General features: G+C 48.7%; 19 protein-coding genes and 2 pseudogenes. 12 read left to right on the top strand and 9 right to left on the bottom strand.

Annotated features, from left to right (window positions below):
• Nucleotides 1-40: 40 nt before the first annotated feature.
• Nucleotides 41-313: a hypothetical protein gene (locus W01_RS13975; protein ID WP_242006986.1), complete on the bottom strand. Its 273-nt coding sequence runs from the start codon at nucleotides 311-313 to the stop codon at nucleotides 41-43.
• Between W01_RS13975 and W01_RS14575 the strand changes: the two genes are divergently transcribed.
• The 4 genes and pseudogenes from W01_RS14575 (at nucleotide 278) to W01_RS00290 (ending at nucleotide 5,024) form a co-directional block, all read left to right on the top strand.
• A complete protein-coding gene (locus W01_RS14575) occupies nucleotides 278-862 on the top strand; it encodes a hypothetical protein (RefSeq protein ID WP_445082553.1) in 585 nt (194 codons plus the stop codon). The genes W01_RS13975 and W01_RS14575 overlap by 36 nt on opposite strands.
• The gene (locus W01_RS00300; RefSeq protein WP_173051693.1) at nucleotides 859-1,989 is read left to right on the top strand and encodes a MauE/DoxX family redox-associated membrane protein; all 1,131 of its coding nucleotides are present in this window, start codon (nucleotides 859-861) and stop codon (nucleotides 1,987-1,989) included. Before W01_RS14575 ends, W01_RS00300 begins: the two co-directional genes overlap by 4 nt.
• A gap of 1,115 nt (nucleotides 1,990-3,104) precedes the next feature.
• Nucleotides 3,105-3,534, top strand: a pseudogene (gene tnpA, locus W01_RS00295) (IS200/IS605 family transposase).
• 239 nt (nucleotides 3,535-3,773) lie between these two features.
• Complete coding sequence (locus W01_RS00290; RefSeq protein WP_173051692.1) at nucleotides 3,774-5,024, top strand: integrase catalytic domain-containing protein; 1,251 nt, start codon at nucleotides 3,774-3,776, stop codon at nucleotides 5,022-5,024.
• A 232-nt stretch (nucleotides 5,025-5,256) separates the two neighbouring features.
• On the opposite strand, the gene W01_RS00285 is transcribed toward W01_RS00290, so the two are convergent.
• The 3 genes from W01_RS00285 to W01_RS00275 are packed head-to-tail and all read right to left on the bottom strand — an operon-like array spanning nucleotide 5,257 to nucleotide 6,043.
• On the bottom strand, nucleotides 5,257-5,532 hold the full coding sequence (locus W01_RS00285) for a type II toxin-antitoxin system RelE/ParE family toxin (protein WP_173051691.1): 276 nt from the start codon (nucleotides 5,530-5,532) through the stop codon (nucleotides 5,257-5,259).
• A complete protein-coding gene (locus W01_RS00280) occupies nucleotides 5,532-5,792 on the bottom strand; it encodes a CopG family ribbon-helix-helix protein (RefSeq protein WP_173051690.1) in 261 nt (86 codons plus the stop codon). The genes W01_RS00285 and W01_RS00280 overlap by 1 nt, the downstream gene beginning before the upstream one ends.
• A gap of 23 nt (nucleotides 5,793-5,815) precedes the next feature.
• Entirely contained in the window at nucleotides 5,816-6,043 is a 228-nt protein-coding gene (locus W01_RS00275; RefSeq protein WP_173051689.1) for a helix-turn-helix domain-containing protein, read from the bottom strand.
• 46 nt (nucleotides 6,044-6,089) lie between these two features.
• Between W01_RS00275 and W01_RS00270 the strand changes: the two are divergent.
• Both W01_RS00270 and W01_RS00265 read left to right on the top strand, forming a co-directional pair.
• Nucleotides 6,090-6,551: pseudogene (locus tag W01_RS00270) on the top strand (ATP-binding protein); the annotation flags it as partial.
• Between the two features lie 343 nt (nucleotides 6,552-6,894).
• The gene (locus W01_RS00265) at nucleotides 6,895-7,176 is read left to right on the top strand and encodes a hypothetical protein (RefSeq protein ID WP_173051687.1); all 282 of its coding nucleotides are present in this window, start codon (nucleotides 6,895-6,897) and stop codon (nucleotides 7,174-7,176) included.
• Between the two features lie 267 nt (nucleotides 7,177-7,443).
• Here W01_RS00265 and W01_RS13785 read toward each other — a convergent pair whose 3' ends face one another.
• The 4 genes from W01_RS13785 to W01_RS14300 form a co-directional block, all read right to left on the bottom strand.
• Complete coding sequence (locus W01_RS13785) at nucleotides 7,444-7,965, bottom strand: IS630 family transposase (RefSeq protein WP_256380153.1); 522 nt, start codon at nucleotides 7,963-7,965, stop codon at nucleotides 7,444-7,446.
• Between the two features lie 15 nt (nucleotides 7,966-7,980).
• Nucleotides 7,981-8,103, bottom strand: a complete 123-nt coding sequence (locus W01_RS14305; RefSeq protein ID WP_256380113.1) for a hypothetical protein — start codon at nucleotides 8,101-8,103, stop codon at nucleotides 7,981-7,983.
• A gap of 129 nt (nucleotides 8,104-8,232) precedes the next feature.
• Complete coding sequence (locus W01_RS00255) at nucleotides 8,233-8,400, bottom strand: hypothetical protein (RefSeq protein ID WP_173051686.1); 168 nt, start codon at nucleotides 8,398-8,400, stop codon at nucleotides 8,233-8,235.
• The gene (locus tag W01_RS14300; RefSeq protein ID WP_256380110.1) at nucleotides 8,379-8,504 is read right to left on the bottom strand and encodes a hypothetical protein; all 126 of its coding nucleotides are present in this window, start codon (nucleotides 8,502-8,504) and stop codon (nucleotides 8,379-8,381) included. Before W01_RS14300 ends, W01_RS00255 begins: the two co-directional genes overlap by 22 nt.
• Nucleotides 8,505-8,557: 53 nt before the next feature.
• Between W01_RS14300 and W01_RS00250 the strand changes: the two genes are divergently transcribed.
• Together W01_RS00250 and W01_RS00245 are read left to right on the top strand one after the other, a co-directional pair.
• Nucleotides 8,558-9,046, top strand: a complete 489-nt coding sequence (locus W01_RS00250; RefSeq protein ID WP_173051685.1) for a GNAT family N-acetyltransferase — start codon at nucleotides 8,558-8,560, stop codon at nucleotides 9,044-9,046.
• A gap of 256 nt (nucleotides 9,047-9,302) precedes the next feature.
• Complete coding sequence (locus W01_RS00245; RefSeq protein ID WP_173051684.1) at nucleotides 9,303-9,623, top strand: c-type cytochrome; 321 nt, start codon at nucleotides 9,303-9,305, stop codon at nucleotides 9,621-9,623.
• A 60-nt stretch (nucleotides 9,624-9,683) separates the two neighbouring features.
• Here W01_RS00245 and rlmM read toward each other — a convergent pair whose 3' ends face one another.
• A complete protein-coding gene (gene rlmM / locus W01_RS00240) occupies nucleotides 9,684-10,721 on the bottom strand; it encodes a 23S rRNA (cytidine(2498)-2'-O)-methyltransferase RlmM (protein ID WP_173051683.1) in 1,038 nt (345 codons plus the stop codon).
• A gap of 233 nt (nucleotides 10,722-10,954) precedes the next feature.
• Here rlmM and W01_RS00235 point away from each other — a divergent pair, with 233 nt between their 5' ends.
• The 4 genes from W01_RS00235 (at nucleotide 10,955) to cydB (ending at nucleotide 14,199) form a co-directional block, all read left to right on the top strand.
• A complete protein-coding gene (locus W01_RS00235; protein ID WP_173051682.1) occupies nucleotides 10,955-11,452 on the top strand; it encodes an LEA type 2 family protein in 498 nt (165 codons plus the stop codon).
• Nucleotides 11,424-11,714, top strand: coding sequence for a hypothetical protein (locus tag W01_RS00230; RefSeq protein ID WP_173051681.1), 291 nt, complete (start codon nucleotides 11,424-11,426; stop codon nucleotides 11,712-11,714). The genes W01_RS00235 and W01_RS00230 overlap by 29 nt, the downstream gene beginning before the upstream one ends.
• 65 nt (nucleotides 11,715-11,779) lie before the next feature.
• Nucleotides 11,780-13,198, top strand: coding sequence for a cytochrome ubiquinol oxidase subunit I (locus W01_RS00225; RefSeq protein WP_173051680.1), 1,419 nt, complete (start codon nucleotides 11,780-11,782; stop codon nucleotides 13,196-13,198).
• Entirely contained in the window at nucleotides 13,195-14,199 is a 1,005-nt protein-coding gene (gene cydB / locus W01_RS00220) for a cytochrome d ubiquinol oxidase subunit II (RefSeq protein ID WP_173051679.1), read from the top strand. Before W01_RS00225 ends, cydB begins: the two co-directional genes overlap by 4 nt.
• Nucleotides 14,200-14,624: the final 425 nt, after the last annotated feature.

The following is a 14,624-nucleotide window of genomic DNA, read 5'->3' as shown; positions in this document are numbered from 1 at the left end:
TTTATCACGACGTGAAGTTCTTAAAACCGCAGTGGCCGGCTTAGCTGGTATCGCTCTGGCTAAGTTTGGCATTAAGACAGCATGGGCGGGCGCGAATTGCCTGTGCAACGGTACGCCGTATAACCCGGAACTTGCGTGCTGCACGCCGACGGGCGTCGTTCAGAAAAACCCAATCGCGGATTTGACACGGTGCCCAAGCAAGGTACCCAATGCCACTCATACTTGCATTCCAAATGGCTGCGGAGGCAATGGTGGCGTAGGGGTTCCAAATGGTTTTTTGGCGGCGGATTTTCGCCCTTCCTGCAATGTCCATGACTGTTGCTATGACAAATGTAATAGTGCCAAGGTCACATGTGACACTGATTTTCAGAACTCCTTGAGGGCGGCATGTAATACTGCCTATCCCGGTAATGGCTTCTTGCAGAGTAAAAAGCGAGGAATGTGCATATCGACGGCGGACACGTATTACAGCTTCGTTAATAATCTTGGGCAGACTTATTACGACGGAGCGCAAAAGCAATCTTGCGATTGCTGTAGCACCAATTCTTGCACTACCCCTTGTGCTGGAGGATCTTGCGGGAATCTGCCAAGTTGTTCGGGTAATAATCCTGATTGCCTTTGCTTCTCAACCCCTGAGGGTGACGGCGCATGCATCCCTGGAAGCACGCCTTGTGCTGGGTTGACGCCATGCTCCTCTAGCGCTGGCTGCCCGCCAGGTTACGGATGTGCAGCAACGAGCTGTTGCGGAGGAAGCGTCGGTGTCTGCGGTCCTCTGTGCGGTGATGTGACTCCGGCTCTCGTAGTATCCCGGTCTTCGAAGATTGCGAGCTGGCCGACCATGGGTGGAGGTACGTTCAGGTGATAGATAGCCCGTTGGTTGTCGTGAGCATCAACGAGCTGTTAGTTACTGCGAGGCTTATTCTCATTGCCGTATTCATCACCGCAGGTATCGCCAAACTCAGCAACCCTCAAGGCTTCAAGGAAGGGTTGATCGACTTCGGCGTCCCGTATAGCCTTCGGAAACCAATTGGGATGGCATTACCGTTCGTCGAGCTGAGTCTAGCTATGTTACTGATCCCGAGCAGTACGGTCTGGTGGACTAGCGTCGCCTCGTTGCTATTGCTGGTTGCATTTACGTTAGCAATCACTTTCAATCTCGCGCAGGGAAGGCACCCAGCATGCAACTGTTTCGGGGCCAATGCCAAACCAATCAACGCAGTCACGTTGCTGCGCAACGTCGGATTGATTGCTTGTAGTCTGTTTCTGGCGCTATACGGTGCTCAATTCGAGCACCTGAGCATTGCTGCATGGTTAAGTGGCGTGTTCGCCAGCCTTGGAGTCTCAACAATGCTAGTTGGACTGTTTGTTGCGCTTATAGGCATCGGGGGCTGGATAATTTTGACGCTCACCCACCAGCAAGGACGCTTGATGCTTCGCATCGACAACTTAGAGCTGCGACTGGAAGCTGCCGGGATCGGACCCGTGCCCAAGCCTATTTCGACTGCTCAGGGACTAGATGTCGGTACACTAGCGCCGTATTTTTCTTTGCCGCGCCTGCGCGGTGGTACAGTCTCGCTTGATGATTTGCTGGTTATAAGAAAACCGGTGCTACTAGTGTTCTCTGACCCGGGATGCGGTCCATGCACCGCTATGTTGCCTCGCTTAGCACTACTTGAACAGGAGTCAGGGTTTGAAATCACTCTCGTATTAGTCAGTCGCGGCTCTGTCCAAGAAAATCTGGCCAAGCTCGGGGAACTCAGTTTGGATAAAGTTCTTCTCCAAACTGATCGAGAAGTCGCCAATCTATATATGGCTGTCGCAACTCCGAGTGCTGTACGCATAAATGTCGACGGACTAATTGATTCGCATCTAGCACTCGGCGAACTTGATATCGCTTCGCTGGTGCACGAGCTCATGCCTCATCACCTGAGCGTCCCATCTCGTGAGTTATTCACGCCTTCGCTGTCGGGGAACCAATCAATCGCGTAACGATTATCATGAACTACAGTAATAGGGCTGATTGACAAATCCTTGTAATCAATTTCCTACCAACCTTGCTTTGACATCTATTGCGTCCTCCTTTACTATAAAAACATCATTTAATTAATATTAAAGCTGTATGTCAATGCGTATCAAGCGATCAACTCTATTGCGGACATTCCTCGCAGTCTTCGTTGCTGTCGTCGGAATTACGTGTTGGGCTCTGCCGTACTTCGAGCCAGGTGGTGGGGGTTCTGATCAACCGTCTCCTGTTATTGAGCCTGACGGGTCGGTTCGCCTCGGACTGAGGCTTACGGTTTGGGGGGGAGGGGGTCCGATTCATGGACGCTATACTGATGTAATTATGTTTTACAATTCGACCGGATCTAATCAGATTCATAAGGTATCCGGACATATTATTTCCAGCAATGAGTCGATGCAGTGGTATGAATTCCGCATATCGCGTGCCTTGCATGACGTTGTTGGACCTATAGAGTACTATTTCGAAGTGACCCTAGACGGACATAGAACGAGGATTCCGGGTAAACAAATCATCTCCGTGCCATGATGGCATAATCGTCGCAGTGATGGGGCCGATGCTATGGACACCAGAAAGGGGCAACATTACATAACGCCTGTAGACGATAGGGTTCTTTATGTCAGAACTTGCCTATTTCATCTGCACCGCCTGTGTCCATAAAACGACGCTTATGGAACGCTACTAATCGTGATGTAGCCAATGATTTTGGACATGGAGAATGAAACCCCTCATGATCGACGGTATGAATGAAGAGCTGGATTACGAACTACCAAATGAAGGATAGGTACTGCATTGATCCTGCTGGGGTGTTTTTTGTTAATTGGCTATAAAATCCGAAATTGAGACTGGAAATGCCCCACCTCCATCAGTTTAAGGACATCCTTTTGTTCACTGAGTAGTGCCTTGGTGAGTTGCATGTCCAGGTTGACCAAACAGAAAGCAACTTCACTTGCTTCTGCGCGTGAAAGCATTTCGCCAACTTCTTCTTGATAGATTGCCGTGAACTCTTGGAGATCAATCTCTTGGGTATGATTCCTCGCGGCTTGCCGCGACTTTGCCTTTGACTTTGACTTAAACTGGATGGATGAGTGAATACATTCATTAAGAAGCATAATGTAACGGTATTGCTGTACCACATAGTGTGTCCAGCGAAGTATCGTCGGATGGTATTCAGTAAAAAGGTAGAGGATGGGTTAAGAGACGTATGTATTGAGATAGAGAAGAGGTATGAGATCAAATTTTTAGAGATAGGTGCGGATGAAGAGCATGTTCATTTTTTGGTGCAAAGTGTACCCACCAAGTCAGTGTCAGAGGTGGTCAGAGTAATTAAGAGTATAACGGGACGAGAGATATTTCGTAGATGTCCAGAGGTCAAGAAGCAATTGTGGGGTGGAGAGTTTTGGACAAGCGGATATTTTGCAAGTAGCGTTGGGAAGCATGGTAACGAAGAGATGATTATGAAGTATGTAAGTGGTCAAGGTAAGGTATACACAAAGATACACGAGGATCGTTAACTGGCGCTGTTCTGATACCCCGCGGCTTGCCGCGGGGTAATTCATTTCACTCTGACAAAGCAGGTGAAAGAAATACGCATTATTTGCTCACCATAGCATCAAAGCGTACATAAAGAGCCTTATCCAATGTGGTATGAGCCTGAACGAAAGCCGTATTTCCAACGAGGAATGAGTCTGAAGCGAGGAATCTGAGGTTGATTTAAAGATGTGGGTTGATCATTACCAGGATGATGATCAACATGAACGAAACACGGCTTTGTGCGATTGAACAGATCGAGCAATTTCTCAATGGCTGCACCCAGATTGAGTTCACAAAGTCTGGTGACGACAGCGAGCGCTACGAGCACATTAGCCGCGTGCTCAAGCGCTTTGACTACCCCAGACAAGGCAAGCGAGAGAAAGGTGTGCTGCTGAAGTATCTGCCAGTCACCAGCGGCTACAGCCTTGCGCAGGTCACCCGTCTGGTCACGCAGTGGTTCACAAACCGTTTAGCTGCCGTACCCCTGTCCAAACGCTATCGTGCGCCTACGGCTCCCTTTGCGCGCAAATACACGGCTATCGATATCGCACTGCTCGTCGAGAGGGACAAAGCCAATGAAGACGCGTGTGGCCCGGCAATAGCGCACCGCTTGCCGCGTGCTTACAGCGTCTATGGCGATACACGTTATGAGCGGCTATCTACGTTGTCTGTTTCGCACCTGCGCAAAAGCACGGGTTATCAAGCCTTGCGGGTGATTTTCATCAAGACCCATCCGGTGCGCAATTCCATCGGAGTACGCAAAGTGCCACGCCCCAATGGGAGGGTCGGTTCTGTGCGTATCGACACCGTCCACCAGGGCGATCTTGACGGCATCAAGGGCGTATATCACATCACCTGCGTTGACGCTGTGAGCCAGTGGCAAGTCGAGGCGTGCGTGCAGGGTATCAGCGAGGCATTTTTGTTGCCCGTACTGGAGTTAATCATCGAACAATTCCCGTTTGTGATTTTGGGCTTTCACTCGGACAACGGTTCCGAGTACATCAACGGCCCAGTGGCGAGAATCCTTGAGAAACTGCGCATCGAACAAACCAAATCGCGCTCGCGCCACAGTAACAATAACGCGCTGGCAGAGAGCAAGAATGCCAGTGTGGTGCGCATGCACATGGACTACGAACATATCCCCCAGAAGTACGCTAAACCCATCAATGCGTTCTATCAGGAAACGTTCAATCCATGGCTCAATTTTCACCGCCCGTGCATGTTTGCGACCGAGATCATTAGCCCGAAAGGCAAAATCATAAAGCGCTATAAAAACGAGGATGTGAAGACTCCGCTGGAGTGCTGGGTGCAGTTGAAGACAAAGGGTTGGGTCACCCTCAAAAAGGGCATCACGCTGGAAGCTTTGCAGGCGCTTGCGAAGTCTAAAATAGACTTGGCTGCGGCCCAGGAAATGCAACGCGCCAGGAGTGAATTATTTGAAGGTTTTGTAAAACCAAAACGCCGGGCATAACTGATCGAAAAACGACACCGGAAAAACCCCAATTCTTGAGACTGGAATCATAAAAAATAAACTCAAAACCGATTAGCAGAAATCCATTAAACTTTATGTTTAACCCGACCAACCCGCACCATCAAATCACCAAGTCCGTAACCGCTTCAGGCTCATACCTGAGTTGGAAAATACTGAATGAGGGTTAATTAGTTTTGTGTAAGCGGCCACTCGCGAAGGTAAGCTCGGCAATCTAGCGATTCTCTCGTGTGTGCCAGAGTCGTAGTACATAAATAGTGGACTGTTGAATTTCGTAACGTATTTCATAATGTCCCACCAAAATGCGACGTATTTCACGCGGCTCAAACTCTTCCAGCTTTTCTCCAATACGAGGCTGTGCCAGAAGTTTTGCAGGAGCTGCTGTCAATACTTGTACCGTAGCTATTGCGGTTTTTTTATTCAGCGGCGAGAGAAACTCATACAACCTGACTAAATCGGACAATCCCTTGCTCGTCCATTTCAATTTCATCAACGCGGTACCGGCAAAGGAGTGTCGGTACTCAGGCTTTCAGCCCAAGCTTGAACAAACTGATGGTCGATAACCTGCCCTGTTTCAATGTCAGCCATCGATTCCAAGGTCAATCGCCGACGCTCTTCTTCTTGATCTACCCAAGCGGACAATGCTTGCTTCATAACCCAGCCACGCGAACGCTCCATGCGAGCAGCGATTTGATCAACTTTCTCGGCAAGAGGTATCGGGACATGCGCAGTTAGCACTTTTGTATTCATGGCAGGCATCCTTATAATCAAGTTTAATCAATGTGATTATATTTGATATTTACAACACCAAGAAACAAATTAATTCCCGATATGAAATGGGGAAGCGGCTCCGTTTTACCCTTTTCCCAGTTCAAAACAGTAAATGATGTTACACCGAGCATTTTTCCCACCTCTTTCTGGGTGAGCCCCAACTCCAGCCGTTTTTTCTTGATATACTCGCCCAAAGTATGAGGGACAAAATCAAAAGGCTTTTTTCTCAATATGTTAAAGTTCACTTGGACAAATGGCAAAAAGGCAACGCGTCTCTGCCCATGCGGTTATCTTGGTCATTACAACGGCAAGTGCCGTTGCACGCCCGATCAAATTGCGCGCTATCGCGGCAAAATTTCTGGTCCGCTATTAGATCGCATAGACATTCAGATCGAAGTTCCCGCAGTGCCACAGGAAACCTTGCTCAAACAAGCTGATGGAGAATCAAATAGTGATATTCAAGCACGTGTAAACGCCGCGCGGCAACATGCATTAATCCGCCAGAACAAACCGAATGCACAACTCACGGTCAGCGAGATTGACGTTCTTTGTGCACCCGATGCACAAGGTGCAGTACTATTGCAACAAGCCATCAGTCGTCTGAATTTATCTGCACGCGCTTATCACCGCGTACTGAAAGTGGCGCGCACGATTACCGATCTGGCAGGCAACGAAAACATCCTTGCTTCTCACATCGCCGAGGCTGTACAGTATCGCAGGATGGGCAGACAGGGATAGTTGAGAGCAGTAGATTTATACCTCAAACCTCATGTGGCCGGTATAAGCACCATCAAATGGAGTTTGCAATCAATTTTCCATAGTGCAATTCTGGCACGTGATTCCATGCAAAAATGCTACCGCAACATTATGTTTACTTGACACAATTTCTGTACAATCCATACCATCACAATCTTTAGGGCATTTCTATAAATTCCCTTGAATTTCGGTCCTCGAAAGTTTGGTCTGGAACTTTACATTATCTGAGCCAAAACTGACAACCGCCCGATGCAAAACAACCTCTTCGACCTTGAGAACCGCTACGACAGCCTAAGCAAAACTGGAGATCCACTGGAGCGACTCAATGTCATCATCAACTGAGATATTTCGCTCCATCCTTGAGTGCATTGACACCAAAAGCAGCCAGATTATTGATGCCCCTTTTGTCCCTGTGCCGATAAAGACACGGATGCACGCTAGCCTAAAAAAGGCGGGTAAAACCACTACGGCTACAAGAATCACATCAACATCGACAAAACAGCAAGCTCACATTGCCAGCCACGCCTGTACGGATGCCAGCGTACATGACAGCCAAGTGTTTGAGGTGGTGCTGCGCAATCAGGACGCGGGTGGCGGACAGGTTTGAGCTGATAGCGCCTACCCGCTCAGAAGAGCAAAAACAAAGCTTCAAAAACAGTGAACACACCAGTCAAATCAACGAGCGCACCTACCGAAGTAAGCCATTGAGCGAAAGCCAAAAAATCAGCAACAAAGCCTAGCCCCGCGTACGGGCAAGGGTTGAGCATGTCTTTGGATACATGGAGAACAGCATGGGTGGCGTCTTCGTACGCAGCATCGGTATCGCTCGCGCCAAGGTTAGCGTGACGTTGAGGAATCTAGCCTAATTCAATTTTTAATTCAATAAAGTATTAATAATCCATTCCCAAGCCACAATGGACTTGACCATTGGCGCATTGTTCTCGAAGGTATGCAGGGCCACTTCGAGCTGATCCTCCAGTGCATCAAGACTATCGAAGACGCGGTGATGGAAGTGCTTCTCACGCAATTCATCCCACACATGTTCGACTGGATTGAGCTCAGGCGCATAAGGTGGCAAAGGTAACAGTTTCATGCTCTGTGGTAGTTTGAGTAACCGACTGGCGTGCCAGCCGGTGCCATCGAGCACCATTACGATTTTGTCGCTGGGGTGGCGCGCGCCCACCTCATCGAGAAACAACTGCATACAGTCGGTATTGACGTATGGCAAGATCAAAGAATCGAGCTCTCCACTTTTGACCTCCACTGCCGCGTAGGCGTAGGTGTACTCGTGGGTCAGCATCGCTTGGCATAGTGGTCGTACGGGCTTGGGAGCCCAACACCGACGCACGTCGTTGATGCGCCCAAAACGCGCCTCATCCTGAAACATCAGTCGGATCGGTTCGTTTCTTGCTCAGTCCTGACGGATTTCGGCGAGCGTTTCGGGGAGTTTTTTCCAGTCTGCCTGGGCTACAGGATTGCTTTGCGGATGTCTTTTGTCAGGTGCGAGTTGCGCCAGTTGTGCCGATGCAGTCATTTGTACACCGATGACAGCGCCATCTTCCGCCCCAGCGCTATTTCGAGTTGGGGCTTGATCTGGCTGACCATCAAAATACCGCCCATACGGGCAGACTCCAGGAACGGTTTGAGTAGTTCAGCTTCGCGCTCAGGCAGGGGGGAAGTGCTCTCTGTGTCGCCCTCCGCGCACCGACTTGCCTTTATCGCCTATGGCTCCACCCGCAATGAACTGGTTGCGCAAACGGCACGTCCAACCTTTGGACAATCCGATGGCCTGTGCTGTTTGCTCCAGACTCATGCCGTATTGAAGGGGCAAGACCACTGCCTGTGCTTGTCGCGTAACTGCTCAATCGTCGTCGCTGAAGCAATGGCTTGGGGTGCGATAGCAAGTACATCCTGGCCTCGCGGTGGTCGTGACATGAATTACCTCCCCCGTTTATTCGATCAGGTAATTTTGCACTATTGATGTGTAAATGGAATTACAACTCAACGCACCTCAGCCACTCGCGACCACCCACATTCTGGATCGATTTGAGTGCGGCGAGGGCGTTCTCGACGAGTGGCTCAAGCGCCGCGCAATGGTCAACCAAGTGAGTGGAGCCAGCCGCACGTTTGTAGTGGTGGATCAGGATAGTCGTGTTTACGGCTACTATGCCATGGCTGCGGGCGCTGTCTCGCACCAGATGGCAACCAGTTCTGTGCGCCGGAACATGCCCATTCCGGTGATGGTTCTGGCTCGGCTCGCGGTTGACCACCACGCCCAAGGCATTAAGCTTGGCGCATCCCTACTGCAAGACGCAGTCAATCGGGCTGTGGTGGTTTCTCAGAACGCCGATGTTCGAGCTCTGCTGGTGCATGCACTTCATGACCGTGCCAAGGAGTTCTACGAACACTACGGTTTTCAGTCGTCACCGTTGCATCCGATGACGCTGATGCTGAGATTAAATATCGGCAAGCCATGAACAAATGAATTCAGCGCTTTTTGGCATGACGCACTCTTTCATTTGTGAATCTCTTCATCTTTTGGTCAAGACTCGGAGATTCACTCCGACCGTCGTATAGATCAAACCTTGGTGAGCCCCCCGGCAGAGCCGGGGGTTTACCTCAGTGAATTAATTTCTCCCAGGTGATTTCTCGGTGAAAATATATGCGCTAAGACAGATTTGTATAAAATGCTCAGTGTATGATTTCAACTAAACTTTTTTAAACGGAGAAAAAATGAATTCAATTATCGTAAATATGGCTGTGATTGCAGGCTTAATGATTTCAGGCCACACACTGGCAGTAGATATGCCTGTAGAAGGCAAGGCTAAATGTGGTACATGTCACGCCATTGATAAAAGTAGCGTTGCACCGTCTTTTATGGAAATTTCCGAAAAATACAAAGGTGATAAAGACGCAGTAAATAAAATTGCGACTAGCATTACAACGGGTGGTTCATTTGGTTGGGAATTTGGAGAAATGCCGGCAAAAGGCTTGGGCGCAAATGATGCTGAAATCCAGTCACTTTCGAAGTTTATTGCTGACTTGGCAAAATAAGATTGAACTTTGCATCCTTTTTAATCCTGCTCCTAAAAGCAGGATTCTGTAAAATATTTTCTAGCGTTTAATCCTGGCCAGAAATACAGTGACTTCTTCACGGTCATGGTATAGCTGCTTCGCTTTCAAGCGATACTTGAAGCTTTTTTTATCCATTACCTCGCGGATACTAACGAGCGCTTCGTTCAAGGCTTCCACGCGTTTTTTCATCGGCAGCTTAAGGTTGAAGAAGGCACGACTGGCTGAGCCGCTAGCGATCCAATCAGCAACCAGCGCGGCCACTCGCCCCGGTTGCTCTATCATGTCGCATACCAGCCAGTCTACCGCGTGTTTGGGGCGATAGCGGAAGCCATCCAGACGCAGGTGTTTAACTGAAGGATGATCGGCCACTACGCCTTTGAGCGGCCCGTTATCAACTGCCTCCACCTGCATGCCCAGACTGACAAGGTGCCAAGTCCAACCACCGGGAGCTGCACCCAGATCTACCGCGCGCATGCCCGGCCTGATCCATTGTATTTTTTCGTCTTCCGATAAAAACACTTCAAAAGCTTCGGCCAGCTTGAGCACAGAACGACTCGGCGCTTCATAGGGCATCTTCATGCGCAGGATGCCCATAGCTGCGGTGCTGCTGTTGCGCGGATCACTTGTACCGATCAGTGCACGATTCTTGTCAGGGAAAAAGATATGCAGGCGGGGCAGACTAGGGTCTTCAGCCATACGCCCGCTGGCGCGCAGCTTTTCTTCCAGCAGGGGTTGAAAGCGCTTGATAAAACCGGACAGGGTTTTACCATCGTTGGTGTCAGGCGTTTCCAGCCACAATGCACTAAATTGAGCGGGTATATCGGGTATGGCTGCAAGCAGAGGGGTAAGGCGGTCACGATCAGGCAGCTCACTCACTTCGGCTAGCAAGGTAATCAACTGACGGGTAAAGGTAAGTTGGTCATAATGAAGGCGCGGTTTGCCCTGGAGGATGAGAAAACCGCTGTTGGCGCTGGCTTCAAGCGGCGATACCTGTGTTTCCTGCAGGCAGTCTCGTTCAAAACCAGGGCGACAATACAGCAGCCATTGTTGTAATTTTGTTGGATTTGGTGTGCTCATGGCGCACATGTTAGCAGCCTGTAGGTGGAATTTATTCTTTTAATATGCCTCTAACCATTTCAACTTAATTTGAGTCTAACAAGCCCATCAGCTTCTAACCATCAACATGGTGAAGCATGTGGAATACATATTCCATCAAGAATTTGAAGATGAATAATGATATTGTTTGATTTACAGTGATCGCAGCTACTTTAGCTTGTGCAGTTGATACACTCATCCTTATGGTGAATAGTATGAAACAACTTTATACAAAAACGCTGACACGTCTCCACAGCAAGAATTCTGCACCCCTCCTGATCCTCTTCTGTCTCTTGGTTTGCCTTAGTACAGGTTGCACGTCACTGCGCCCGAACTTTGAGACACCGTCAGTCGGCGTCACTTCTTTTAAGCCACTGACATCTGAGAGCCTCGTACCACAGTTTGAGATCGGCATGCGCGTAGTGAATCCCAATGCAACCAAACTAAGTCTGCGTGGTATGAGCTACAAAGTATTCTTAAATGATTCCGAGGTCGTAGCAGGTGCAACCAATGTGCTACCTGAAGTGCCGGCATATGGTGAGGCAGAGTTCAAGGTCATTGCAACTATCGGCCTGATAGAAGGCATTCGATTCGTTGGTGGACTGCTACAAAATACCACAGGCCAAGTCGCTTACCGGATTCAAACCAAGCTTGATATCGGAGCGATGGACCCAGTAATTCGGATTGATCAAACCGGCAGCTTTTCTCCCTAACCGAATTGCTATCAGCATAAACCAGCTACTTTACCCACCTCAGCAGTATCTACTGCCTCAGGTAATGTGTGTTTTTACCCAAGTGGCTACGCGCTTCGATTTGCTTGGCGACGTGATTGCCAAGACAGTTAAATTTAACTCGACATTGGATGAAGCCAATGTTCACCGTAGCGATAATCCAACTGGATGGGATAGGGAATCAGTTATTTTCCAACGAGCACAACTGTTCTGCCGCTATCGCGTCCAGGTATTGAGAGGTTAATGTACGTTATCGCACTGAATTGTTTTTTTATGTGAGCATAATAAAAACTGCTTATAAGAACCGTTATGTATTCTATGGAACAATTCGATGCCCTTCTTTTAGCCCGCATTCAGTTCGCATTCACCATCAGTTTTCACATCATTTTTCCAGTCTTCTCGATCGGTCTTGCCAGCTATCTTGCCGTGTTGAATGGCTTGTGGATCACTACAGCCCGAAATATTTATTTAAGTCTGTTCGACTACTGGAAAAAAATCTTTGCAGTTGTGTTTGGCATGGGAGTAGTTTCTGGCGTTGTAATGAGCTATCAGTTTGGAACCAACTGGAGTGTGTTCTCAGACAAGACCGGCCCAGTGCTGGGTCCATTGATGGCTTATGAGGTATTGTCTGCCTTTTTTCTGGAGGCCGGATTCCTCGGCATCATGTTGTTTGGCTCGAACCGGATTGGCCCGAAACTGCATTTCTTCGCCACCGTTATGGTGGCGCTCGGTACCATCGTATCAGCGTTCTGGATTCTGGCTGCCAACAGTTGGATGCATACCCCGAGCGGCTACGCTATCAATACTGCCGGTCAATTCATCGTTACCGATTGGTGGGCAGTGATTTTCAATCCATCTTTCCCGTATCGTCTCGTACACATGCTACTCGCCGCTTATCTTACTACCGCATTTGTTGTGAGTGCAGTGGGTGCATACCATCTGTTAAAGAATAATGCGAATACGGGTGCACGTATCATGTTCTCCATGGCAATGTGGATGGTGGTTATTGTCGCTCCCATGCAGATCATTGCCGGTGACCTGCATGGCTTGAACACACTCAAGTATCAACCTGCCAAGATCGCCGCCATGGAAGGCCATTTTGAGACTCGCGCCGGTGCACCACTGATTTTGATTGGTTTACCGAATCCTGAAAAAGAACGAGTCGATTACTCAATCATCATTCCGAAACTGGGTAGCTTCATTTTGACTCATAACTGGAACGGTGTAGTGAAGGGCCTGAAAGAATGGCCAAAGGATAAGCGCCCCTCTGTCAATATTGTGTTCTGGAGTTTTCGAATCATGCTTGGCATCGGTTTTACAATGCTAGCTATGGGGGCTTGGAGTCTCTATCTTCGTAGTCGCCATCGCTTTTATGAAACGCCATGGATATATCGGGCTGCGTTGTTGATGGGTCCTGCTGGATTCATCGCGGTTTTAGCAGGCTGGATCACGACTGAAGCGGGGCGTCAGCCTTATACAGTCTATGGCCTGCTGCTGACAGCACAATCAGCGTCTTCAATAAACGCGACGGCGGTGGGTGTCACACTGATAGCCTTTATTATGATTTATTTTATGTTGTTTGGCGCCGGGGTATTCTATGTTTTGCGTCTCATGAGCAAACCACCGAAGGATAGGGAATCTGATTCTTCACCAAATCAACCCATTCGTACCGCGGGGCTCATGCCGGCACCTGTGATCGTATCAAATCAAACAGAGCCATTCTTATGACACTTGATCTTCCCTTGATATGGGCCGGCATCATTGCCTTTGCGGTCTTAGCTTATGTCATCCTCGACGGCTTTGACCTGGGTATCGGCATCCTTTTTCCTTTCGTCAAAAATGAAGCCGATCGTGATCAGATGATGAACTCTGTCGCACCCGTGTGGGATGGCAACGAGACGTGGCTGGTGCTCGGCGGCGGTGGGTTGTTTGCGGCTTTTCCACTTGCTTATGCGGTCATCATGCCGGCTCTCTATGTACCCATTATTACTTTGCTGCTCTCTTTGGTGTTTCGCGGTGTCGCTTTCGAATACCGTTGGAAAACAAAACACGGCCAGTATCTTTGGGATTGGGCATTCACCAGCGGTTCAATCCTGGCAGCTTTTGCACAGGGCATTACACTTGGAGCACTTATTCAAGGCATTCCGGTCAGTGGCCGGGCTTATGCTGGACAATTTTGGGATTGGTTAACGCCCTTTAGCCTGATGACGGGCGTAGCGCTCGTCGTAGGTTACGCCCTGTTGGGTGCAACATGGCTGATCTACAAAACCGAAAACAATGTACAACGAGCGGCATATCGCTTTACATGGATCGCCGGTCCAATGACATTAATACTGATCGGTTGTGTTAGCCTGTGGACGCCGTTTCTTAATGAGCGTTTCATGATGCGATGGTTTTCATGGCCACAATTTCTCTACGTCGCCCCCGTTCCTATTCTTGTTGCCCTGTGCGCTTTGGGTCTGTATTGGGGCCTGACAAAGAAATGGGAATTAATGCCGTTCCTGGCTTCGCTAGGACTTTTCATACTCTCATTCATCGGCCTGTGTTTCAGCTTTTATCCCTATATAGTTCCACCATCGGTCACGATTTGGCATGCAGCCGCTCCCGACAACAGTCTTTCATTTCTTTTAACGGGATCTGCAGTTTTGCTTCCGTTAATTTTAATTTACTCCGGCTATTCTTATTGGGTATTCCGCGACAAAGTAGGCGCCGCAAGGACTTATCATTGATGAAATTTGGACATCCAGTAGCCGCATAAAAGCATTCAAGTAGATCAATCAATCCGTCTTAACAAATACTGTAATTTGAACGGTATATCGCCCCAGAGATTCCTCGCCTCATTTGACACCTCCTTTTAAATCTATCAAAAGAATTCTGTCCTTTCTTCTCAAGCTTCATATTTGTTAGCGTGCGATACCACACAGACAGCTCAAGCACCCTCACTTAATGTCCTGACTGAGTTTGCCCACTGGCAATATGAGCAGACTCAATGAGAGCCTATACAAGCAAAGCGTGGCTAACCTTACCGAGATACTTTCGCACATTTCATCTCAAGGAGAATTTCATGAAAAAGACTATTATTAATCTTGCTATAGTTTCTTGTTTCACATTAGCTGTTACGTTAGTGTATGCAGATTCTGATACATCCATGTCT

This window comes from Candidatus Nitrotoga sp. AM1P (assembly GCF_013168275.1).
In the GTDB taxonomy this organism is placed as follows: Bacteria; Pseudomonadota; Gammaproteobacteria; order Burkholderiales; family Gallionellaceae; genus Nitrotoga.
Note: the sequence above shows the minus strand (reverse complement) of the source record. Positions and strands in the feature narration are given on the sequence as shown.